We start from the raw sequence: 22,521 nt of genomic DNA, 5'->3' as shown, positions 1-22,521 counted from the left end.
ACATCGGCGTAGTTCCACGCGTGTTCTTCGAGGTCACAGGCCGTCGGAGACGCCGTGGAGGGGACACAAGGGGAGGCGAGGACATGAGCGTCACGGTGTACAGCAAGCCGGCTTGCGTCCAGTGCGACGCGACGTACCGGGCACTGGACCGCAAGGGTATCGAGTACACGGTCGTCGACATCACGCAGGACGCGGCGGCGCTCGAGATGGTCCGTGGCCTCGGCTACCTGCAGGCCCCGGTCGTCGTGGCTGGCGAGACCCACTGGTCGGGCTTCCGCCCGGACCAGATCGGCGCGCTCGCCGCGCTGCAGACCGCGCGCGCCTGACGCGCCGGCGCCGCAAGGCGCCCACCAGCCGGCGACACGCCGCCGGGCTCCGGCCCGGCGGTGTGGGCTCCCGGCAACGGCCCCGGAACGACGGCTAAGGAGGTCGGGCGATGGGTTCTCTCGTCTACTTCTCCAGCGTCTCGGAGAACACGCACCGATTCGTGCAGCGCCTCGGACTCGAGGAGCTGGGCATCTCTGTGCACCGGATCCCGTTGCGGCCGGCCGACGGTTTTCTGACGGTGGACGAGCCCTACGTCCTCGTGGTCCCCACCTACGGCGGGGGCAACGAGGGCGGGTCCGTGCCCCGGCAGGTGAGGAAGTTCCTCAACGACGAGCACAACCGGTCGTTCATTCGTGGCGTCATCGCCGCGGGGAACACCAACTTCGGAGCGGCGTACTGCATCGCCGGGGACATCATCGCTGCCAAGTGCAGCGTCCCCTACCTGTATGCGTTCGAGCTCCTGGGTACAGCGGAGGACGTCTCGCGCGTCCGCGACGGATTGGGACGATTTTGGCAACGACAGTCACAGAACTCGGGACTGACCCGGCTCTCGGCCTGAGCGGGGACGCCGCGCAGGCTCCCGTCGCGCCGCTCGAGCTGGGCGGGGTCCAGCTCGACTACCACGCGCTCAACGCGATGCTCAACCTGTACGGCGCGGACGGGAAGATCCAATTCGACCGGGACCGTGAGGCGGCGCGGCAGTACTTCCTGCAGCACGTCAACAAGAACACGGTCCAGTTCGAGACCCTCGACGCCAAGCTCGACCACCTCATCGAGAACAAGTACTACGACCCGACGGTGCTGGCGAAGTACTCGCGCGCCTTCGTCAAGGAGCTCTTCCAGCTCGCGTACTCCAAGGACTTCCGCTTCGACACGTTCCTCGGCGCGTTCAAGTACTACACGTCGTACACGCTGAAGACGTTCGACGGGAAGAAGTACCTGGAGCGCTTCGAGGACCGCGTGTCCATGGTGGCGCTCGGCCTGGCCGACGGCGACGAGCAGACCGCCCGCGACATCGTCGAGGAGGTCATCTCCGGCCGGTTCCAGCCGGCGACGCCCACGTTCCTCAACGTCGGCAAGGCGCAGCGCGGCGAGCCCGTGTCCTGCTTCCTGCTGCGCATCGAGGACAACATGGAGTCCATCGCGCGTGGCATCAACTCCGCCCTGCAGCTCTCCAAGCGCGGTGGCGGCGTGGCCCTGCTGCTCTCGAACATCCGCGAGCACGGCGCGCCGATCAAGCACATCGAGAACCAGTCGTCGGGCGTCATCCCCGTGATGAAGCTGCTCGAGGACTCCTTCTCCTACGCCAACCAGCTGGGTGCCCGCCAGGGTGCCGGCGCCGTGTACCTGCACGCGCACCACCCGGACATCCTGCGCTTCCTCGACACCAAGCGGGAGAACGCGGACGAGAAGATCCGCATCAAGACGCTCTCCCTGGGCGTCGTGATCCCGGACGTCACGTTCGAGCTCGCCAAGAAGAACGCCGACATGCACCTCTTCTCGCCGTACGACGTGGAGCGCGTGTACGGCGTGCCGTTCGCCGACATCAGCATCACGGAGAAGTACGACGAGCTGGTCGCCGACGGCCGCGTCCGCAAGACGACCATCAAGGCGCGCGACTTCTTCCAGACGCTCGCGGAGCTGCAGTTCGAGTCGGGCTACCCGTACGTCATGTTCGAGGACACGGTGAACCGCGCCAACCCCATCGAGGGCCGCATCACGCACTCGAACCTGTGCTCGGAGATCCTGCAGGTGTCGACGCCGTCCACGTTCAACGAGGACCTGTCGTACCAGACCGTGGGCCGCGACATCTCCTGCAACCTGGGCTCGCTGAACATCGCGCGCACCATGGACTCGCCGGACTTCGCACGCACCATCGACACGGCCATCCGGGCCCTCACGGCGGTGTCCGACCAGACGAGCATCGAGTCCGTCCCGTCGATCAAGCTCGCCAACGAGATGGGCCACGCCATCGGCCTCGGCCAGATGAACCTGCACGGCTACCTCGCCCGGGAGCGCATCTACTACGGGTCCGAGGAAGGCATCGACTTCACGAACATCTACTTCTACACGGTCGCCTTCCACGCGATCGCGGCGTCCAACCGCCTCGCGATCGAGCGGGGCCGGGCGTTCGGCGGGTTCGAGAAGTCGACGTACGCGAGCGGCGCCTACTTCGACAAGTACACCGACCAGGTGTGGGAGCCGGCCACCGACCGCGTGCTCCAGCTCTTCACCGAGTCCGGCGTGCGGATCCCGACGCAGGCGGACTGGAAGCAGCTCAAGGCGTCGGTCATGGAGCACGGCATCTACAACCAGAACCTGCAGGCCGTGCCGCCCACCGGGTCGATCAGCTACATCAACAACTCGACGTCGTCGATCCACCCCGTGCCGGCCAAGGTCGAGATCCGCAAGGAAGGCAAGATCGGCCGCGTCTACTACCCCGCTCCGTACATGACGAACGACAACCTGGAGTACTACCAGGACGCGTACGAGATCGGGTACGAGAAGATCATCGACACGTACGCCGCGGCGACGCAGCACGTGGACCAGGGCCTGAGCCTCACGCTGTTCTTCCCGGACACCGTCACGACCCGCGACGTCAACAAGGCGCAGATCTACGCCTGGCGCAAGGGCATCAAGACGCTGTACTACATCCGCCTGCGCCAGATGGCGCTGGAGGGGACCGAAGTGGAAAACTGCGTCAGCTGCATGCTCTGAGCGCGAGAGAGAAGAAGATGTCACCCACAGGAAAGCTCAAGCTCATCGATCGCGTCAGCGCGATCAACTGGAACCGTGTCGAGGACGAGAAGGACGTCGAGGTCTGGGACCGCCTGGTCGGCAACTTCTGGCTGCCCGAGAAGGTCCCGGTGTCCAACGACATCCAGTCGTGGAACACCCTCTCCGCCGCTGAGAAGGTCATGACCACGCGGGTCTTCACCGGCCTCACGCTCCTGGACACGATCCAGGGCACGGTCGGCGCCGTGTCGCTCATCCCCGACGCGCTCACCCCGCACGAGGAGGCGGTGTACACCAACATCGCGTTCATGGAGTCGGTGCACGCCAAGAGCTACTCGTCGATCTTCTCCACGCTGATCTCCACCAAGGAGATCGACGAGGCGTTCGCCTGGTCGGAGGAGAACCCGTACCTGCAGAAGAAGGCGGAGATCGTCCTCGAGTACTACCGGGGCGACGACCCGCTCAAGCGCAAGGTCGCCTCGACCATGCTCGAGTCGTTCCTCTTCTACTCGGGCTTCTACGCGCCGATGTACTGGTCCTCGCGGGCGAAGCTCACGAACACGGCCGACCTGATCCGCCTCATCATCCGCGACGAGGCCGTGCACGGGTACTACATCGGCTACAAGTACCAGAAGGGCCTGCAGCTGGTCACGGAGGCCGAGCGCGAGGAGCTCAAGGCGTACACGTTCGACCTGCTCTTCGAGCTGTACGAGAACGAGGTCTCCTACACGGAGTCCCTGTACTCCGAGCTCGGGCTGGTTGAGGACGTCAAGGCGTTCCTCCGGTACAACGCGAACAAGGCCCTGATGAACCTGGGCTACGAGGCGCTGTTCCCCAAGGAGGACACCGACGTCAACCCGGCGATCCTCGCCTCGCTGTCGCCGAACGCTGACGAGAACCACGACTTCTTCTCGGGGTCGGGCTCGTCGTACGTGATCGGCAAGGCTGTGGAGACTGAGGACGACGACTGGGACTTCTGATCGTCTGATCGGAGCCCGAGCCCGGAAGGGCTGGTGAGGGGCCCGGAACCGCGGAATTCTGCGGTTCCGGGCCTCTTTGCGTGCCGACATCCAGAGACATGGGAGGTCGGAGATGGACAGGAATGGCCGTTCGAAGTGGCACGTGGGTGGCACGCGCACACCTGACCAGGGAGCGCCGGGTGGCTCGACGGGCCGAGTTTCGGCTCGCCGGGTCGCCGGTGCCGTGCCATTGCGTGCCACAGCAAAGGGCCGGGAGGTGCTGGGAACCGCGGTATCTCGCGGGTCCGGCCCTCTCGACTGTGCCAGTGGCACGGAGTGGCACGACTGGGCTCAGGAGTCCGTTCGAGGCCACCGGAGGGCACGATGAGTGCGACGACGAAGCAGCGGAGCCGGGAGACGTGGGGGAGCCTGCGCAAACTCCCGTCAGGCAGATGGCAGGCGCGCTACACGGCGCCCAACGGCGAGGCGTACTCGGCGCGGACCGAGGACGACAAGCCGCTGACGTTCCAGACGAAAACCGACGCGCGGGCCTGGCTCGCCGGGGTGCACACGAAGATCGCTCGCGGGGAGTGGGAACCGCCGGCTGTGGCGGCCGAACGGCGTCGTGCGGAGAAGGTCGCCGCGGAGGCGCGGGCGATCGGCTTCCGCGAGTACGCGGAGCGGTGGCTCGCGATGGTGCGCGAGCAGCCGAACCGGAGCGGGAAGATGCGGGCCGCTGGCACGATCCGGTCCTACCGGAGCAAGGTCGACGGCTACCTCGAGCCCGAGTTCGGGGACACACCCGTCCGGCACATCGACGACGCTCGGATTCAGAAGCTGAAGGTGCGGCTGGGCGCGATCCCGGCAGTCGCGAACCTCCGCTCGCCGAACAACGGGGTGACCCGGCCGGTGCTGATCGTGCTCATGATGATCCTGCGGCAAGCCGTGCGCGACGGGATCATCGCGGCGGTGCCGAACGTGTCGATCCCGCAGCAGAAGCCCGTGCGGCACGGGCCCGGTCATCGTCCCGGTGAGGATGTGCTGGAACCGCAGCAGGTCGAGGAGCTGTGGCGGGCGACGCCAGCTCCGCACGCCATCGCGATCCTGCTGGCCGCGTGGTGCCAACTCCGGCGTGGGGAGGTCCTGGGTCTGCAGCGCCGGGACATCGAGTGGCACGACGACGGGACGGCGACCCTGCACGTGAGCCGCCAGCTCAACGCGAACACGGGCGACTACACCGGGCCGAAGAGCGACGCGGGCAACCGCGCGCTCAGTGTGCCGAAGATCATGCGTGACCGACTGAGGGAGCATCTGCGAGACCACGTGGCGCCCGAGGCGAAGTCGCCCGTCGTCCCGACCTCGTCGCGGGGGAGCGTGCCGCTGTCGAACACGCGGTGGGGCTACATGTGGGGCGACGCACGTGACGCCGTCTCCGGCCTGCCCAAAGGATTCCGGTTCCACGATCTGAGGCACACCGGGCTGACGATCTTCGCGCAGGAGGGTGCGACGCTCGCCGAACTGATGCGGCGTGGCGGTCACTCGGACATCCAGGTCGTGCTCCGGTATCAGCACGCCACGATGGAGCGTGACCGAGAGCTCGCTGAGCGGATGAGTGAGCGGGCGGCGGCGAAGATCGCTGCGGCTGAGGCGGCTGCGACGACCGCGGCGGCCCAGGAGCGCGGCGAGGGCTGAGGGGCCCGGCGGCGGCGCAGCGATCCACTGCGCCGCCGCTCTGGCGACCGGTGCGCACCTGATTCCTGAGGACAGGTCTCGGGAGGTGCGACATGTCAGCTCGGAGGAACACGCCGCGAGGCGGCGCTGACGGCGCGCCCGCGTCGGGGCGGCTCGTTGCCCTCGACGAGGCGGCTGAGGCGTTGAGCGTGTCGGTCAAGACGCTCCGTCGCAGGATCGCGGACGGCACCGTTCGCGGCTACCGGGTAGGACGCCTCGTGCGGGTCGACGTCGACGAGGTACGCGAGGCGCTGGTCGTCGTCATCCCGACGGTGCGCTGACCCGTGTGCAGACCGGCTGGCGCTCGCGGCGGGGCCGAAGCGACCGGTATGTCCTGGGGCCGGTTCGGCGCCGGACAGCGTCCGGCACCGCGGAAATCCGCTTCGCGCAGATCCTCCGGTCCCGTTGATTCAACGGCTCCCACGATGACCGAATCATCCGGTCCCCGGCTGACCCGACGCCCATCGCGGCGGTGCCGTGACGAGGTGGCGGGCGCTGATCTCGCCGGTCCCAAGGTAGCAGCGCGCAGGTCTGAGCTTGGTGCCATTGCGCGGCGTGCCGCCTACGCGGTCGCGGCGGACGGCCGCCGCGACGCGGCTCGGCCCTCTGCCGGGCGGCTCGCTGAGGGGCCGGCGCGGCGGCCTGGCCCGCCGACCGCGGTGGCGCGAGCCACCACCAGCCCCATCGCCATCACCACTACATCCATCACCATCCACATCTACTTCAACATCACCTACTTCAACATCACCTACTTCAACATCACCTACTTCAACATCACCTACTTCAACATCACCTACTTCAACATCACCTACTTCAACATCACCTACTTCAACATCACCTACTTCAACATCACCTACTTCAACATCACCTACTTCAACATCACCAACCCATCAGCCACACCTCAGGCAGTTGAGGGCGGGGCTGCGGTTGCAGTGGATGTCACCGCCCTCGGCAGCGCCGGGCGCCGACCCGGGGGTGGTTCGCGGTGACGGTCTCGGTGCGGAAGATGAGTGCGGGCAACGGGTACGAGTACCTGGTGAAGTCGGTCCGTAACGCAGACCTCGACGCCCCCGCCCCGCCCCTCGCTGAGGGGTTGGCGGGTTCATGGGTGGACCCTGTCGCGGCGTACTACGCCGAGGCGGGGACCCCGCCGGGGTTCTGGCTCGGCGCCGCCGTCCAGGACCTCGGGCATGGCGAACTCGCCCCGGGGGATGCGGTCACGGCGACGCACTTGCAGCGGCTGCTCGGCGCGGGCGTCGACCCGATCGGACCTGGCTCCCACGCCGCAGTTCCTGCTCCGCGCCGACGGGACCACTACCCTGCGACCGAAGCACGCGACCGTCTACACCTCCGAAGCCGTCCTTCAGGCCGAGGAGCGGCTGCTGACCCTGTCGGCCGACACGACCGGCCCTGAGATGGCCGGGTCCCTCCTGCGGTCCGTCATCGGCGACGCGACCGGCCAGGGGATCGTCTCGGCGGCGCAGGGGGAGGCGGTGCTGTCGGTCGCGACGTCCGGCAGGGTGGTGGACGTGCTGGTAGGTCCGGCCGGGACCGGGAAGACGACCACGATGCGGTTGCTGCGCGCCGCGTGGGAGCACGCCCACGGCACCGGGTCGGTCGTCGGCCTCGCCCCCTCCGCCGCCGCCGCCGAGGTCCTGGCCGCCGAGCTGCGGATCGGGTGTGAGAACACCGCCAAGTGGCTCACCGACCACGCCGCCGGTCTCGTCGTGTTCCTGCCTGGGCAGCTCGTCATCATCGACGAGGCGTCCCTGGCCGGCACCCACACCCTGCACGCGATCACCGCCCACGCCGCAGATGTGGGGGCGAAGGTGCTGCTGGTCGGTGACCCGGCCCAGCTCTCCGCCGTGGAGACCGGCGGAGCGTTCAACCTCCTGGTCACGGAGAGACGCCGCACCACGGGCGAGGTGCCGGAGCTGACCGAGGTCCACCGCTTCACCCAACCGTGGGAGAAGACCGCCAGCCTGTGCCTGCGCGACGGGGACGCCGGGGTGCTCGCCGTCTACGAGGAGCACGACCGCATCCACGCAGGCACCACCGAGGAGATGACCCGGGCCGCCTACGAGGCATGGAAGACCGACGCCGACGCTGGGAAGGTCTCGGTGCTGATCGCGGCGGACGGGGCGACGGTCACCGACCTGAACCGTCGCGCCCGCGCCGACCGCCTCCTGGCCGGGACCGTGGACGACGGGCGCGCCGCCCGCCTCGCTGCCGATGTCGAGGCGTCGGCCGGGGACGTGATCGTGACGCGTCGCAACGACCGCACCCTGCGCCACGGACGCGATGGATGGGTCCGGAACGGCAACCTCTGGCAGGTGCTTGCCGTACACCGGGACGGGTCGGTCACCGCCCGCCGCATCGACCCCGACCAGCAGGCTCGTAAAACGCCCACCAGCGGAAACACGTCCCGCGGGAACCGCATCGGGGAAACCGTGCACGCCCAGCGCGGAACCGCTCACGCTCGGCGAGCAAACGCGCACACCGGCGCCGGGACGGTACGGCTGCCCGCCGCCTACGTCGCCCAGCACGTCGACCTCGCGTACGCAATCACCGCCCACCGCGCCCAGGGCCTGACCGTCGACACCGCCTACACCGTCGCCACCCCGACCATGACCCGCGAAGCGCTGTACGTCCCGCTCACCAGAGGACGAGACACGAACGTGGTGTTCGTGCCGGTCGACCAGCCCGACCACGACCAGAACCACGACCACGCAGCCCCCGGGCACCCCGACCACGAGATCCCCGACCTCGCGCGGGCACGGGCGGTCCTCGCCGGCATCCTCGCCCGCCCCGGCGCCGAGCCCACCGCTCACGAGACCCGCCACACCGAACACGAGAAGTACGCCTCGATCGCCAGGCTGGCCGGGGAGTACGACACCATCGCCACCCTCGCCCAACGACCCCGCTGGCATCGCCTCGTCACCCGCACCCTCCATGCGGAAGGCTTCACCGAGGCAGAGATCGCCGCAGTGGTGGAGTCCGAGGCGTTCGGACCCCTCTGCGCCCAGTTACGCCGCGCCGAAGCCAACGGCTACCAGGTCGATGCCCTGCTCCCACGCCTCGCCCGAGACCGCACGCTCTACGATGCGGACGACGTCGTCGCCGTCCTGCACCAGAGAATCGAGCACGCCACCACCCGCCCAGCAACCCACCGGTCACACCTGGTCGCTGGCCTGATCCCTCAGGCCCTCGGCCCCCTGCCCGACGACGTCCGTGACGCCCTCCATGCTCGCGCCAACCTCATCGAACAACGCGCCCGGGACCTCGCCCAGCAGGCCATCCGAGACGGTGAGCCGTGGATACGGCACCTGCCACCTCGACCGGTCGGGACTGCCGCCTACCACGACTGGAAGCGACTCGTCGTCGCCGTCGCCGCCTACCGCGACAGGTACGCCATCACCAGCGACATCCCGCTCGGTGACGCTCCCACCAGCCTGCTGCAGTGCGACCACGCACGACACCTAGCCGGGACGCTGCGCACCGTTCCGGCCATTCAACACGAGCGGCACCGACGTTCCCACCGCTCTGGGCGCGCCGGGCCAACGATCTGACATTCGGCGAGCAAAGGCCACCCCCGCGTATTCGTCAGATGCGTAGGGCCGCGGTGGATCGTCGTTGCATGGTAGCCGCCGGAGACAACCGATTCCGAGCGACGACAGGCTGGTGACGAGGTGTCATGTCCCGAGTGGCTATGTCCTACGCAACATCGAATGCCTTGCTTGTCGCAAATTGCACAAGAGCTGCAGCAAGGTGGACAGCCGTTCTTGCCTCGGCGTCCGTCTCTGCCCGTGTGGGCGTGAGTCCACCATGTCGAGATGTCTGTCCATCCCAGAGGGTCCTCATCATCGTCAATACGGTGGCAACTCCGCTGCTGCCCGTGTCCGCCACGGAGAAGTTCCACTTGCTTGGCTTAGCACTTATATCTCGGATCATAGTGCCGAGAGTTTGTTTGACATTGCTAGGCGATACGAGTGGCGCTAGTGCGGCTTCGACAGCTTTGATCGACTCGCTGTAGGCCTTTGGCGCATCCTTCTTGCGCCCATAGGCAGAATTCCAGGCCGCGACAAGGTGTTCGCTAGCCGATCCCTTCGCGCGCTCGGCAGTCTCGGTGACAGCGTTGCGGACCCCCGGTGCGAGGCGGAGCTCGAGCCCTCGGCCGTCGCTGCGCACGGTGTAGGCCGAATTGCCCGCCGCAAGGACCGTCCCGAGCATGTCCGACTTCGATACCCAAGGATCGAGTCGCTCCAGCAGAAGTTCCACGACGTCGAGCATCAAGCCCCGGTCGTTGAAGCACTTGCGGGCGAGTTCTTGCATCATGGTCTGCCAATCAGAACCAGGCAGGACCAGTCGGAGCTCTACTGCGAGCATCCGCAGGCGGACCTCGGTCTCGGTCTCGGAGTGAAAGTTGACCGCCGCAGACTGCACCCACTCCCAAACCTCCCGGACAAGGTGGTCGGGGACATCGTCGAATGGTTCTTCAAGATTCAGTCGCGCACGTCGGCGACCCGGCATCCAGCTCACGAGCGCAGACTACGCACCGCTCAGCTGCCGTCCCACCCGACACGCTCGAACAGTCGTTCGCCTATGTCGGCCGCCGCGAAGTTCTAGAGGGACGGGCGTGAATCTCGTCCGACACAGTTGTTGAGGAGAGATGCGGGACCGCCCGCAGTCCTACCGAGATCGGCGACGATCTCCGCCACGCGCCGACCGAGCAACCATGGATGGGTAGCCCGCACGGCTGGTCAGCACCCGCCCAAGTTGGGCTAGGCTTCAGCGGCAACGGCAGAGTCACTGGTAGCGCCATTGACTCACCGGCGGAGGAGGGCCCGACAGCATCGGGTGCTCACCGGCACCTACCGTCATGGCACGCTCGCCCTGGGGCTTGAGGTGCCGCCAGCATCGGAGTCTTGATGACCCAGTACAGCGTCATGTCCACAGGCGGTCGCGCAACCATGCTCGCCACGTGGCCCAACAACCCAGCAAGCACCACTATCAAGGTCACCACCTTGGCATCCTTCGACGCCGCATCAGATCTTGCTGAGGCGCTGACTGCAATGTCGGAGGCAGCCTGGTACGCGGCAGCCTGGCTCGACACCTGGCCTGCCATCGGCGATTACCAGATGCGGCTCGCCGAGTGGCTGCGTCGGCCGTCGATTGATTGCGGTGCCCCGGATCTGGACCTGTCTGCCTACCGGCATGACACCGCCGACGCTTCCAACGAGTACCTCGGTGCCCAGAGTTACGCGACCGAACTACTCAGCGACCTCGCGCACCCTCAGAGATTGGCGATCGCCGACGAGGTTGAGGTCGATGCAATCGCGGCCCATGAAACCTTGGCGGTCTTCGGCCGCGGGGGCGACGTTCCTACTGAGCGGGGCTGGCAGCTGCTCGAAGTGACGCGGGTGGAGCAGTTCGGCGGGGACCTGAACTACCTGCCCGACGGTGCTGCGGGTTGGGCTACGCGTTGGTTTCGGGCCGAAACCATCGCTGAACGGTGGGCGGCCCGGGGACATCTTCTTCGGATGGAGCAGCTGGTTGCCGCTTGCCTCGCGGTGGGTGGCAGGGCGGGTGCTCACCAAGAGCCTGTCCAGGCCCACTGCGTCTTCCCGGCCGAAGATGCCAAGGACACGGTCATCGTTTACGCCGAACCCCTGAGCGAACGCTACAGCGGCTACCGTGCGACTCCGCCGATGCGGGTGCGAATCCAAGAGGGCGGCTTGCCGACACGTACCCGAGAAATCGACCCGTACAACACAGCCGAATTTGCGGACTTTCTCGGTGATTGGGTACGTGCGGCTCAGTCGCGAATTTGATCAGCACGGGAGGCCCGAACTGGCGGGTGCAGGCAGGATGACGGCCATGCGTGAGGTTGAGGTTGCAAGGTCATCGCTGCTCTAGTTTGTCGCTGTCAGAGCGTACGCAGAGCGTTGCCGTGCCGGGCCCCCAGGAGGAGGGCCCCGGCACGGGAGATTCCCGTAGTCGACGGCGGGCTCGCGGCCGGGCGGGGCAGTCGCCCGGCCGCAAGATCAGGGGGTCATAAGGGCCGGGCGACGTCGAGGATGTAGAGGCCGCCGTGGTTTGCATCGTAGCGCCACTTGGGTCGGCCGTCCCTGGTCAGGGCGTATGCGTACCCGCCGGCCACGAGGGCGCGTTCGAGGTCGAGCATCGTCGCCCCGACGGCGGCCGGAAGGTCGGTGTGGTGGGCGATCATCGCGTCACCGTCCCCGGTCCAGACCTCGCAGGAGGCCAGCGCCGGGCCGGTGCCGTCGAGCCGGACCCGTACGGAGACGGGGTGCAGACGCGGGTGTAGTTCCTGCGCGAGGTCGCGGACCGCGTGCAGGAGTTCGACCGGTGGGGCGGTGGTCATGAGCCTGCTCCGGCTAGGGCCTGCGCCTCGACGGCGCGCGCGGTGGCTGGGCCGGTGAGCAGGTCCTGGAGCACCATCGCTGCGCCGTGCTCGGCCAGGGTTCCCGTGACGTGGTCGGCGGCGTCCTGTACGACCATCGGCGCGTGGCCCATGGCGTAGGAGCGGGCGGCCCACTCCATCGCCTCCAGGTCGTTCACGCCGTCGCCAACGAACACCGTGTGCTCGGGTGCGACGTCGACCCGGCGGCGGATCGCGTCGAGGGCAGAGGCCTTGGACAACCCGGCCGGAGTTACGTCCAACCACGACGGTGAGGCGGGGTTGACGGTGACCCCGAGGCCCCCGACCGGATCCAGGAGGAGTGCGGTGGCGTTCGGGGCCGACAGGATCACCCGTGGTACAGGCTCGGCGGTCAGGTCGTCGTCGGAGACCACGATCTGACGCCCGTTGACGTCAGCCCGGTCGAACAGCTCCGAGACGTGGTAGCCCCAGCCGACCTCCTCGACCGCGACCCGCACCCCAGGGCACAACCGGCGCGCCAGGCGAAGGACGGGGGCGACGTCGAGGGTCTGGCAGGACTCGACCCGGTACCCGCACGGCCACGTCCGGTCCAGCCGGGCCGTCACCGCCCCGTTCGATGCGACGACCCACGACCCGTCCAGCCCCAGAGCTTCCGCCACGGGGAGCACGCCGACGAGGGATCGGCCGGTGGCTAGGACGACGACGTGCCCGGCCGCCACGATCTCAGCGACCGCCTGGCGGGTGACGTCGGGGATGGTGTTCGTCCCGTCGGGGCAGAGGGTCCCGTCGATGTCGAGCGCGACCAGCAGACGTTCCCGTGCCATGTTCTGCGTGGTGTTCATCGTGTCGTCTCCGTGGGTTCTGCCGCCGCATCACTCGGCGCGGCTGTGCTGGTGGGCGGGATACGGCGTGGCAGTGCCTCGGTCAGCCGTGGCCGCCGTTCTTTGCCTGGTGGGGAGTTGCCGATGATGATGCAGGCCCCGCCCTCAGTGGCGAGTTCGTGAGCTACCCGGCTACGCATCGAGGCGAGGCGGGCCTGGGCGGGGACGATGACCAGGTGGGCGTTGTGGAACTTCGCGGTCTGGACGACCTGGCTGATCGTGAAGGTGTCGAACCGGTCGGTCACGATCTGCGCCAGCGCCAGGCCCTCGACCCGGGCGTAGTCGGTCACCGCATCCCGCTGGCCGTCCAGTGCCTCGCCCTCGGGAGCGCAGACGTAGCCGACCGCGACCGGGTTCACCGCACGACTCCGGCGTTGCGCAGCACGGACCGGACCTGGACCTCGAGCCCGTCACGCACCCCGGTCCACAGCGTGTGCCCCGGGACGAACATCCGATGATCGAGCGGGACGTCCAGATCGAGCGCTCGTGCGATCGCCTCACCATCGGCCAGCACCATCGGCTGGAGGCAGACCCGATCGCGGGTCACCGTGACCAGCTCGATGCGGTCACGCCCGACGGCGTCGACAATCCGAGATGCTGCTTGAAGTCCGTGATCGATACCCATCGGGCACCACCTCTCGTTGCTGGTGGCGGGACCAGGGGCGTCCCACCTACTGTTGTGAGCGGCATCACGCCGGCTCGGTCTTAACCCTCGGGGAATGCGCCCTGGAGTTGGACTGACAGGGGGTACGCGTTTCGGCGTACAGGCGCGGGCAATCGACAGGGGACGTCGCGTGGCAGCTCGGTCAACACTGACTCCGGTGCAGGGTGCAGCCCCGCACGGGGACGTCGGCGTGGTCGCGGCGTTCGTGTTCAAGCTGCTGCGGAGCGCGGTCGGGCGCCGTCAGACCGACATCGCCGAGTACCTGCGTGTCGACGTCAGCACGATCCAGGGATGGGAGAGCGGACGACGTCCGCTGTCAGCGCTGAGTGGTACGAGCCTGCTGCGGGTGCGCAACAGCCTGATCGCTTTGGGCGCACCGGCGGCGGCAGCCAACCTGCTCACGCCGGCCGTGGAGGCCGACGTGATCCTTTCGACGGCAATCAACGCGGGCCCCGTCGCCATCGACTCCCGTACTCACCCGCTCGGGGTTGCCGTCGTGCGCCGATCGCTGCTCGCCTTGGTCACCTGGCCGTTCACGGGCGTGGCGCCCGAAGCGCTGCGGGCGCTCGGGGCGCCGATGGGTCGAGGCCCAGCACCGAGGCACCCGCAGCTGAGCGTGGCGATGAAGGAGCGGTTCTTCGACCACCTGCTCACGGCGGCGGACTCAGCGCGCGGGACTGACGGCGCACTCCTACGTAGGCAGGCCGTCTACCTCCTTGGTTTCGATCACCGGCCGAGCACCATCGCGTGGCTCATCGGGGAGTTCCACCGGATCGTGCGGAGCAACAGCCTGACCCACGCCCCATCAGGTCTCCTCCTGGGCAGAGGGGCCGCCCTCGGGCTGGCGCGGCAGGGTGACCTCGACCCTGTTCGCCGGTTCATCGGGACCGACTTCACCGACCAGCAGCAGGTCACGGCGAACCTCGTCTACTGGGCGTACTGGCTTGGCGAGATCCCCGACGCCTACTCCTCGGACGGCGACATGCTCGCAGGGGGCGAGGTGGTCTGGACCGGGCACCGCGTGCTGGAGCACCTGCTGAACCATCTGAAGGAGCCGATGGGCGCTGACCTGAACGCCCACAGCCTGTGGGCGCTTGTCCAAGCCCGACCCAACCTGCTCGACGCGGGTCTGGTTCACCGTCTCGACGCATCGACAAAGGTCCAGGACGCCATCCATGATGGCCTGGACCAGCGTGCCCACCGTGAGTTGTCCGATGTGTACTTCGCCATCCGACTCGCCGGGCGATGACCAAGGAGGCACCCGCATGACCGACCACGTGACCGACCCGGAAGCTGCGAGCGTCGCGAACTTCGCCCATGAGATGGGTGTGCTCAAGCGTCTGCGTCGTGCCGGGTGGTGGCAGGCCGGTGTGCGTGACCCCGAGTCGGTCGCCGAGCACAGCCTCCGCGTGGCCCAGCTCGCCGCTCTCATCGCGGCCGAGGAGGGCGCCGACCCCGCGCGCGCCGCGTATCTCGGTCTGTGGCACGACTCGCAGGAGACCCGGATCACCGACCTCCCGCACTCGGCTCGTCCCTACCTCGGCAAGGCGAACAACGAGACCATCACCCGCGACCAGGTCGCCTACCTGCCCGACGCCGCCGCCAAGACCGTCAGCGAAGCCGTCGTCGAGTACGAGGCGCAAGAGACGCTCGAAGCCCGGTGCGCCAAGGACGCCGACAAGCTCGAATGCCTCCTCCAGGCCCTGGAGTACCGGGCCGCCGGCCACCAGTACGTCCAGAAATGGATCGACAGCTCACGCGCCGGACTCGGCACAACCTTCGCCGCACGCATCGCCGACGCCGCCCTCGCGGGCAGCCCCATGGCCTGGCACGACCAAGCCCAGCCCTGAATCCGGCGGTTCGCAACCAGCCGAGGTGTTGCAAACCCAAGTCTGAGTTGGTCAAGAACTGGGCGCGAATCTGCCTCGAGTTGTTTGAACCATGTTTCCGTCATCCCTACATGGAAGGATGTGTGACCCATTGATCGGACGTCGCTGGCTCTCCGACGAGTACGCTGCATGGAACGAGACCTGGGGTGCTCCATTTGGTCACGGCATCGAGAGATCCCACGCACATTGGAAACTTGTAAGTGAATATCAGGGCCGCTACGGCGGCGGCGGCGGGGTAGAACTTGTCCGACGGTTTGGCCCGTTCGCGATGCAGCTAAACTCCACGAACCGGCGCCTAGAGTATCCGTGGGCGTACGACCAACTTCGCAAAATCGGCGCCGAGACTATCCTCGAAATCGGCGGCGGTTTGTCAGGACTTCAGTTTGCGCTCGCATCTGAGGGCGCGACGGTAGTTAACGTTGACCCTGGTGAGGCCGGGTTCTCGATTGAGGCTGAGTGGTTTGAATCTGTCAATCGAATGCTTGAGACGAGGGTTGTCCACCACCGAAGCCGTCTCGCGGATGTCGAGTTGCCTGACAACTCATTCGACGCCGTTCTCTGCGTTTCGACCCTTGAGCACCTCAGTGACCCTGAAGTCGACCAGATTCTTGCGGGCGCGCACCGGCTGTTGACGGTGGGCGGACGCCTCATTCTCACGGTCGATCTCTTCCCAAATGTCGCCCCCTTCACCAGCAAGCCTTCGAACAGATTCGGAACTAACATTCGTCTGTGGCAGAAGCTGATCGATGCCGGGTTTCTCATCGAGGAGGGGGTTTCGGAAGAGATTTGCGGCTCTCCAGATTTTGACCCGGAGCGGGTGCTGGCTGAGTTGGAAGAATTCATGATAGGTGAAGACTATCCTGCGCTCGTTCAACTCATTGTTGCGCGCCCAACGTGAGGATATTGAGAATGTGATCGATTTTCATGCAGGGGCGTCAGGGTGGCTCTGGGCGGATGAGAGTGTCCCTGTGAGCAGCGGGGACGCTCGGGAACCTCGGCTTGAGAGGTCCGAGAGCCATGCGCAGTAGCAGAACTCGTGGCGGTCACAACGTGGGCAGGAAGGAGACGCCCATGGCTCGACCGAGCCGATGAAGATCGCACGAGACCCGTGCCCAAGGCCCTCAGCTGCTTGCGCTGTTGTACCGGACCAACCCGAATTGCCAGATGAGCGCGGTGAGAGAACACGACACGAGGACGACGGCCGGGGCGAGCACGAGGCCCGCGGTCGGGTCCAGGAGCTGTTCGGCGGGGAACGAGCCGATCAACGCGGCGGGCGCGAACGAGACGAGCACGATCTGCATTGTTCGCGGGAAGAACTGGCGCGGGTACTGGCCGGCGCCTCGCCAGGCGGCGGCCAGGTCGTTGACAGGTTCGATCGAGCGCACCCAGAAGGCGAGCAGGGTCAGGTCGGCCCAGAAGGCGCAGTAGGCAATCGTCCCGGCGAAGGCCCAGGCGATCATGGCGAGTACGCCTTCCGGTCCCAGCCCGAGGTCGAAGGTGGAAGCGGCGACGACCAGTATGGCCGTCCCGCTCACGCACCGCCCGAGTTCGGTGGGCTGGATCCAGCGCAGCACCGCGTAGAAGAAGGTGGGCACCGGCCTGACGAGCGCGAGATCGAGCTCGCCCTTGCGGATCGCCGAGTCGAACCGCCGCAGGCCGGGCGTCACGAAGCAGTCCATCAGCCCGGTGGTGATGGCGAAGACCCCGACCGTGAGGACGGCGGCCTCCGGACGAGCCGAGTCGGTTCGGACGTAGGTCGTCAGGATCAGTACCGGAAGGATGCCGACGATCAGCTCGCCGATGCCGGCGAACAGGTGGAGCCACGCCTGGGAGCGGAACTGGAGGTCTCGCATGACTGCCTGCCGGAAGAGGTTCAGCCAGACCAGGATGGTGACGCGTGCGGTCCGCGCGTTCATGCTCCGGCCCCGCTGTACCGGCGCAGGCCACGGACCCAGACGAATCGGGCGGCGACCAGCGCTAGGAGGACCCAGGCGGCTTGGACTGCCAGTCCGGTTCCCAACGTCGTGACGTCTGGTGCGAGCAGCGTCTCGATGGGGAACGCGACGGCGTATCCGAAGGGCTGGACCTGCAGGAACGGGCCCCAGGCGGCGGGCATGACCGACAGCGGGATCAGCGCGCCCGACAGGAAGGAGGCGGCCAGCTGGCGGAAGCGGTCCATTGCCGCGACGTCGTCCCACCAGAAGGCCAGCGAGCCGACGATGACGTCGAAGCAGAACATCATCGTGGCGCCCATGATCAGTGCCCAGAGGAACAGGAGCCAGCGTCCGGGATGAGCGGGCAGCTCGATATCGCGGTGGAAGGGGACCGCCAGGATGGCAACCAGCGGCAGGAGGGTTGCGAGCTTGGCGAGCTTCTCGGACACGTTGTTGGCCACCGCGGCCAGGTGTGTGGAGCAGGGGCGGACCAGCCAGGCGTTCAGGTGTCCCAGGCGGATGCTCTCGGCCAGGAACCGGGCCGTCCAGCTCGACGTCAGCATGGTGACCAGGCTGACCAGGACGAGATAGGTGGTGAGGTAGTCGCGGGTGACCGGTGGCTCCGCGCCGTTCGCCATCGCCCCACGCCACACCAGCAGCGAGATCAGCGGCACCGCGACCACGCTCGCCTGCATTGCCACGAGCCACCAACGGTACTGCGCGATCATCTGGAGCTCCTGGCCCACCAGGCTGCGGAGCACCGAGCCGGCACGCCGTGCGGTGTGCGCGCTCATGGCCGCACCGTGCTCTCACTGAACACCGCGGACATGACCTCGTCGAGTCCTGGTTCGACGACCTTGACGTCGACCAGCTCGCCGGATCGCGCCGCGGTCTGGACGAGCGTGCCGATCGGCTCGTCACCGATCGGCATTCGTTCGATGCGGCCGTCGCGGTAGGTGAAGACCGCCTCCTTCGGCAGATCAGCACGCGTCCGGAGGTCGGCGAGGTCGCCGTCAAAGGTCGCCCGTCCTCCCGTGACGATGACGACCCGTTCGGTTAGCGCTTCGACGTCGGCCATGTCGTGGCTGGTCAGGACGATCGTGGTGCCGAATGCTCGGTTGATCTCCTGGAAGAGGCTGCGCACAACCAGCTTTGCCTGGACGTCCAGCCCGATGGTCGGCTCGTCGGCGAACAGCAGCGTGGGCCGGTGCAACAGCGCCAGAGCCAGCTCGCACCGCATCCGCTGGCCGAGAGACAGGTTGCGGACGGGCGTGTCCAGGATCTCGGCGATGCCCAGAAGTTCACCAAGCTCGCCCACGGTCGTAGCGAACTCGGTCCGCGGAATTTCGTACATGCTGCGGTGGATCTTCAGCGACTCGCGGGTCGACACGTCCCACCAGAGCATCGCCTTCTGCCCGAAGATCACCGAGATCTGCGACAGGAACGGATAGGAGCGAGCCGCCGGCCGATACCCGCACACGCGAAGCTCACCAGCGCTCGGCACCAGCAGGCCGCTCATCATCTTGACGATGGTCGTCTTGCCGGCACCGTTCGGCCCGAGCAGGCCGATGATCTCGCCGCGCTCGACGGTCAGGTCGAGGCCGACGACCGCCTGAACACTGGTCAGCTCCCGGCTGACCAGACTCCGCAGGGCGTTCAGGAACCCTTGAGGTTGGCGATAGAAGTCATACCGCTTGCTGAGGCCTTGCGCCGAGATGACTGGCTCAGAACCGAAGGTGGGGGAACGCACGACGACTCCTCACCGACCACGCAGGGCAAGGGGGTCGGTAGAAAGTCGGACGTCGAGCGCTCCAGCCCTGAGGGAGCTATGTCGCGAGCCTAGCCATGGATATCGCCGACCAGCAACTGTTTCCAGGTGTGAACTGGCCGGCTGCCTGGGCCACGAGGGAGCGCCGATTGTGAAGCCCTCGCGACGGACCGGAGCCTGACCCGCTGAGGGCGGCGAAGGCCGTATAACCGATAAGTCGGATATGCTTGATCCCGGCGGGACTGAGCGGTAGGGTCAAGCGAGGACGCTGGCCACCAGAACCAGGGGGTAGCAATGGTCGTGCCCAATGTCGTTCACTTCGCCTATACCTCACCGCCCGACGGTACCGGAATTGACTTCTCGCTGCTGCACTACTGTGCCGTCGCTGCCGCATATCATTACGGCCGTGCAAGCGAGATCCTCATTCATGCGACTACGATCCCTGGTGGTTATTGGTGGCAGCGCGCAGAGAAACTCGCGCGGATTATCCCGGCGACGGTTCCAGAAGAGCGGTTCAATTCTCGGTTTCGCCATCCTGCACACCAGGCCGATGCCATTCGATTGAGTGTTCTCGAGGAACGGGGCGGCGTCTTTCTCGACCTCGACGTCATTACCCTTCAGTCTTTCGAGCCGCTGCTGAGATCGCACGGCGTCGTAGTCGGCATGGAGGACCATATCGCCATCTGCCCAGCAGTCATCCTCGCGGCACCGGAGGCACCCTTCTTGTCTCGCTGGATTGCTGGCTACGACCCGCGAACGTCGGATTGGTTCGGGTTCCGTTCGACCGGCCGCGACGAGCATTGGGGTGAACTGTCGACTCGGTACCCGCTGTTTCTGGCGGACAGGCACCCGAGTGAGGTCGAGGTACTGCACCCTTCGGCATTCTATCCCGTGCACTGGCGGCGAAAGGATACCGAGCGGCTCTACCGATCGCCGGAAAATGGAGGATTGCGTTCCGACGAACTGGCCGAAAGTTTCACGCTCCACCTCTGGGAGACTGGGCAATGGGCTGGGCGGCTCCAGAACCTAACAGTCTCGGCCGTGCGTGCCGGGGAAACGACACTCGCCACGTTAATGGCGCCGCTGCTAGCAAGGGAGTGATTCCGATTCCGGTTAACAGATGGCAGAACGACCCCTGGGCAAGTACCACCAGCTTGCACGGTATACCGTGCGATGAACTCATTTCTGCGCTGCAGAAGTACATTCGTCGAGGTAATCTCGATGTGGCCGCACTTGTCGCCCGGGAGATGTTCGCGACGAGCGAAGAATTAACTTACCACTTATGGGATCGGCTCACAACGATCGCCTGTTCAGATGTCACTGACGATCTGTTCGCCGCCCCAGTCATAGTCGAAACTCTGCGTACACAATGTCTCCGTCAGGATAGAGAGTCTGGAGACGGTTGGGTCTACCTGGCCCATGCGGTGCGTTACCTATGTCAGGCGCCAAAGGATCGCACAACTGACGAACTGTGCATGTGGCTGGTGCATGCCATGGACGAAGAGGATCGTCGCCCATTTATTCCGGACTGGGCCCTGGACAATCACACGCGGCGCGGACAAGAGATGGGCCGTGGTGTGCGCTTCTTTCTAGACGAGGGCTGCCTTGTCAATAATCCTCGTGAGGACGCGGATCACACATACCGGCAACGGGTCATGAAAATCGTCGAAGAAGGCGATTGGCGTGAGTAGCGAGCGCGGGCGAATCGTCGTTACCGGCACCGGCGGTGCCTCGGGCTACGCCGTGGCTCTCCAAGCCGAGCAGTACGGATACGAGGTGCTCTGGACTGATGCAGATCCGCTGTGTCCCGCGCTCCTGATGCGACCGGACCGGGCGTCGGTCGTGCCCCTTGCTGCGGAGGGGCGCGGCTATCTCAACGTGCTTGCCGAGGCGGCCGCGGCGTTTGGCACAACGGTGGTCAGCCTCAACACCGACGCTGAGGTCCGCTATGCCGCTTCCGAATCGGAGGCCATCGCGCTGGCGGGGTTGACCGTGTGGACGCCGGACACATCCACGGTGAACATCTGTCTGGATAAGTTCTCGTTCACGGAGCGGGTGGCTCGCATCGGAGGATTCAGAACACCGAGGATTCTTGACTATGGTGACGTGTGCCGGGATTTCCCGAGCTCCGGCATTTTTGTAAAGCGGCGAGTTGGCAGCGGCGGAACCGATGCTGTGCTCTGTTTGTCCCGCCTGGAGTTGGACGCGTGGATGGCCCGCAACCCGGACGGGCTGATCCAGGAGGTGCTGGTCGGACAGGAGTTTTCGGCCGATTGTCTCTACACCGGATCGGGCTCGCCGATGGTGGTACTCCGCAAGCGGTTGCGGACACGGGCGGGCATGTCGACCGTCAGCGAGACATTCCATGACGACCAGCTTACGAATTCGGTAGCTGACCTCGTGCAGGCACTGGATGTCCGGGGGCCTTCCTGTGTCCAGGGGTTCTTGGAGTGGGACGGAGTCCGCTTCACCGAGGTGAATGTGCGCTTTGGGGGCGGATGTGCGGCGGCGACTTGGGGCTCCAGCCACCTAGTTGAAATATACCTCTCAATGCTTACTACCGGTGACCGGCGAATCCCAGACGGTGTGCCCGGCCGACGTCCACGCTCCGACATCAGGTTGATCCGGCCGCTCAGTTACGTGGTACTTGCATTGCCGACAGTTCTAGGGAGCAAGGGACTATGACCAGAGCTAGCGCGCTCGTCGTCGCACCTCATCCTGACGATGAGACCTTTGGCTGTGGCGGTACAGTAGCCGCACTAGCGGCGTCAGGTGTGGATGTCTTTGTTCAGGTAATCGCGCAGCACTCGATCAATACAGGCGGGCCCGACACAGTAATCCTGCCGGCCGAACGCGGCGAGGAGTTGTCCCGAGCCTGCAAGAAGCTCGGCGTGGCCGACCATCATGTCATGTACGAGAAAGCCGACTACCAAAGCGTACTGCACTCTGATCTCGCGAACTAGTTGCGTTTCTGGAGGAGGATTCACCGATCGCCATCGACCGGGTCCGGCCTCAGGTTGTTCTGTTGCCCGCCCGTGGCGCCTTCCATCAAGACCACAAGATCGTGCATCAGGCCGCGTTTGCTGCGTGTCGTAACCGCGGAACCGGCCATTATTCACCGCCCGTGGTTCTCGGGTATCAATGCCCGGAGGACTCATGGAGCTCGGAACTGGAGCCTGCGACCTGTTCGGTTGACGTGACCGCGCACTACAGCTCGAAGCAGGCCGCC

At 66.2% G+C, this 22,521-nt stretch carries 25 protein-coding genes; 17 read left to right on the top strand and 8 right to left on the bottom strand.

Features of this window, described 5'->3' with window-relative positions; all coding sequences use genetic code 11:
- Positions 1–83: 83 nt before the first annotated feature.
- From nrdH to D1350_RS04530, 9 genes are all read left to right on the top strand, one after another.
- Positions 84–326: a glutaredoxin-like protein NrdH gene (gene nrdH, locus D1350_RS04570; RefSeq protein WP_125774346.1), complete on the top strand. Its 243-nt coding sequence runs from the start codon at positions 84–86 to the stop codon at positions 324–326.
- A 110-nt stretch (positions 327–436) separates the two neighbouring features.
- On the top strand, positions 437–886 hold the full coding sequence (gene nrdI / locus D1350_RS04565) for a class Ib ribonucleoside-diphosphate reductase assembly flavoprotein NrdI (RefSeq protein WP_125774344.1): 450 nt from the start codon (positions 437–439) through the stop codon (positions 884–886).
- Between the two features lie 38 nt (positions 887–924).
- A complete protein-coding gene (gene nrdE / locus D1350_RS04560) occupies positions 925–3,045 on the top strand; it encodes a class 1b ribonucleoside-diphosphate reductase subunit alpha (RefSeq protein ID WP_125774798.1) in 2,121 nt (706 codons plus the stop codon).
- A 17-nt stretch (positions 3,046–3,062) separates the two neighbouring features.
- Positions 3,063–4,043, top strand: a complete 981-nt coding sequence (nrdF, locus tag D1350_RS04555; RefSeq protein ID WP_125774342.1) for a class 1b ribonucleoside-diphosphate reductase subunit beta — start codon at positions 3,063–3,065, stop codon at positions 4,041–4,043.
- Positions 4,044–4,406: 363 nt separating this feature from the next.
- Positions 4,407–5,714, top strand: a complete 1,308-nt coding sequence (locus tag D1350_RS04550) for a tyrosine-type recombinase/integrase (protein WP_125774340.1) — start codon at positions 4,407–4,409, stop codon at positions 5,712–5,714.
- A 92-nt stretch (positions 5,715–5,806) separates the two neighbouring features.
- Positions 5,807–6,034, top strand: a complete 228-nt coding sequence (locus tag D1350_RS04545; RefSeq protein ID WP_125774338.1) for an excisionase family DNA-binding protein — start codon at positions 5,807–5,809, stop codon at positions 6,032–6,034.
- 144 nt (positions 6,035–6,178) lie between these two features.
- Positions 6,179–6,742: a hypothetical protein gene (locus D1350_RS23570; protein ID WP_164545025.1), complete on the top strand. Its 564-nt coding sequence runs from the start codon at positions 6,179–6,181 to the stop codon at positions 6,740–6,742.
- A gap of 17 nt (positions 6,743–6,759) precedes the next feature.
- Positions 6,760–7,167: a relaxase domain-containing protein gene (locus tag D1350_RS24865; protein ID WP_125774336.1), complete on the top strand. Its 408-nt coding sequence runs from the start codon at positions 6,760–6,762 to the stop codon at positions 7,165–7,167.
- 1 nt (position 7,168) lies between these two features.
- Positions 7,169–9,322, top strand: a complete 2,154-nt coding sequence (locus D1350_RS04530) for an AAA family ATPase (protein WP_164545024.1) — start codon at positions 7,169–7,171, stop codon at positions 9,320–9,322.
- 145 nt (positions 9,323–9,467) lie between these two features.
- On the opposite strand, the gene D1350_RS04525 is transcribed toward D1350_RS04530, so the two are convergent.
- Positions 9,468–10,292, bottom strand: coding sequence for a hypothetical protein (locus tag D1350_RS04525; RefSeq protein ID WP_125774332.1), 825 nt, complete (start codon positions 10,290–10,292; stop codon positions 9,468–9,470).
- 389 nt (positions 10,293–10,681) lie between these two features.
- Between D1350_RS04525 and D1350_RS04520 the strand changes: the two genes are divergently transcribed.
- A complete protein-coding gene (locus tag D1350_RS04520) occupies positions 10,682–11,584 on the top strand; it encodes a hypothetical protein (protein WP_125774330.1) in 903 nt (300 codons plus the stop codon).
- A gap of 221 nt (positions 11,585–11,805) precedes the next feature.
- Here the strand turns inward: D1350_RS04520 and D1350_RS04515 are convergent, their stop codons facing one another.
- The 4 genes from D1350_RS04515 to D1350_RS04500 are packed head-to-tail and all read right to left on the bottom strand — an operon-like array spanning position 11,806 to position 13,662.
- Positions 11,806–12,138: a hypothetical protein gene (locus D1350_RS04515; RefSeq protein ID WP_125774328.1), complete on the bottom strand. Its 333-nt coding sequence runs from the start codon at positions 12,136–12,138 to the stop codon at positions 11,806–11,808.
- Complete coding sequence (locus tag D1350_RS04510) at positions 12,135–12,998, bottom strand: HAD family hydrolase (RefSeq protein ID WP_240643879.1); 864 nt, start codon at positions 12,996–12,998, stop codon at positions 12,135–12,137. Before D1350_RS04510 ends, D1350_RS04515 begins: the two co-directional genes overlap by 4 nt.
- Positions 12,995–13,396: a hypothetical protein gene (locus tag D1350_RS04505; protein WP_125774326.1), complete on the bottom strand. Its 402-nt coding sequence runs from the start codon at positions 13,394–13,396 to the stop codon at positions 12,995–12,997. The genes D1350_RS04510 and D1350_RS04505 overlap by 4 nt, the downstream gene beginning before the upstream one ends.
- Positions 13,393–13,662, bottom strand: a complete 270-nt coding sequence (locus tag D1350_RS04500) for a hypothetical protein (RefSeq protein ID WP_125774324.1) — start codon at positions 13,660–13,662, stop codon at positions 13,393–13,395. The genes D1350_RS04505 and D1350_RS04500 overlap by 4 nt, the downstream gene beginning before the upstream one ends.
- A gap of 196 nt (positions 13,663–13,858) precedes the next feature.
- On the opposite strand from D1350_RS04500, the gene D1350_RS04495 reads away from it, so the two are divergent.
- From D1350_RS04495 to D1350_RS04485, 3 genes are all read left to right on the top strand, one after another.
- Positions 13,859–14,950 (top strand): helix-turn-helix domain-containing protein, encoded by a 1,092-nt coding sequence (locus tag D1350_RS04495; RefSeq protein WP_125774322.1) that lies wholly within the window; start codon positions 13,859–13,861, stop codon positions 14,948–14,950.
- A 16-nt stretch (positions 14,951–14,966) separates the two neighbouring features.
- Positions 14,967–15,551 carry an HD domain-containing protein gene (locus D1350_RS04490; protein ID WP_125774320.1) on the top strand — a complete coding sequence of 195 codons (585 nt, stop codon included), beginning with the start codon at positions 14,967–14,969 and terminating at the stop codon, positions 15,549–15,551.
- A gap of 130 nt (positions 15,552–15,681) precedes the next feature.
- The gene (locus D1350_RS04485; protein ID WP_164545023.1) at positions 15,682–16,488 is read left to right on the top strand and encodes a class I SAM-dependent methyltransferase; all 807 of its coding nucleotides are present in this window, start codon (positions 15,682–15,684) and stop codon (positions 16,486–16,488) included.
- Positions 16,489–16,711: 223 nt separating this feature from the next.
- Here the strand turns inward: D1350_RS04485 and D1350_RS04480 are convergent, their stop codons facing one another.
- Genes D1350_RS04480 through D1350_RS04470 form a run of 3 tightly spaced genes read right to left on the bottom strand, consistent with a single transcriptional unit; the run spans position 16,712 to position 19,274 of the window.
- A complete protein-coding gene (locus D1350_RS04480; protein ID WP_125774316.1) occupies positions 16,712–17,506 on the bottom strand; it encodes an ABC transporter permease in 795 nt (264 codons plus the stop codon).
- A complete protein-coding gene (locus D1350_RS04475; protein ID WP_125774314.1) occupies positions 17,503–18,318 on the bottom strand; it encodes an ABC transporter permease in 816 nt (271 codons plus the stop codon). Before D1350_RS04475 ends, D1350_RS04480 begins: the two co-directional genes overlap by 4 nt.
- The gene (locus D1350_RS04470) at positions 18,315–19,274 is read right to left on the bottom strand and encodes an ABC transporter ATP-binding protein (RefSeq protein WP_206074420.1); all 960 of its coding nucleotides are present in this window, start codon (positions 19,272–19,274) and stop codon (positions 18,315–18,317) included. The genes D1350_RS04475 and D1350_RS04470 overlap by 4 nt, the downstream gene beginning before the upstream one ends.
- A gap of 312 nt (positions 19,275–19,586) precedes the next feature.
- Here D1350_RS04470 and D1350_RS04465 point away from each other — a divergent pair, with 312 nt between their 5' ends.
- The 4 genes from D1350_RS04465 to D1350_RS04450 all read left to right on the top strand — a co-directional run bounded on the left by D1350_RS04465 (position 19,587) and on the right by D1350_RS04450 (position 22,255).
- The gene (locus D1350_RS04465; protein ID WP_125774312.1) at positions 19,587–20,393 is read left to right on the top strand and encodes a glycosyltransferase; all 807 of its coding nucleotides are present in this window, start codon (positions 19,587–19,589) and stop codon (positions 20,391–20,393) included.
- A 122-nt stretch (positions 20,394–20,515) separates the two neighbouring features.
- Positions 20,516–20,983: an AAA family ATPase gene (locus D1350_RS04460; RefSeq protein ID WP_125774310.1), complete on the top strand. Its 468-nt coding sequence runs from the start codon at positions 20,516–20,518 to the stop codon at positions 20,981–20,983.
- Positions 20,976–21,977 carry an ATP-grasp domain-containing protein gene (locus D1350_RS04455; protein WP_125774308.1) on the top strand — a complete coding sequence of 334 codons (1,002 nt, stop codon included), beginning with the start codon at positions 20,976–20,978 and terminating at the stop codon, positions 21,975–21,977. The genes D1350_RS04460 and D1350_RS04455 overlap by 8 nt, the downstream gene beginning before the upstream one ends.
- Positions 21,974–22,255 (top strand): PIG-L deacetylase family protein, encoded by a 282-nt coding sequence (locus D1350_RS04450; protein ID WP_125774306.1) that lies wholly within the window; start codon positions 21,974–21,976, stop codon positions 22,253–22,255. The genes D1350_RS04455 and D1350_RS04450 overlap by 4 nt, the downstream gene beginning before the upstream one ends.
- Positions 22,256–22,521: the final 266 nt, after the last annotated feature.

It is taken from the genome of Antribacter gilvus (assembly GCF_003946865.1).
In the GTDB taxonomy this organism is placed as follows: Bacteria; Actinomycetota; Actinomycetes; order Actinomycetales; family Cellulomonadaceae; genus Antribacter; species Antribacter gilvus.
Note: the sequence above shows the minus strand (reverse complement) of the source record. Positions and strands in the feature narration are given on the sequence as shown.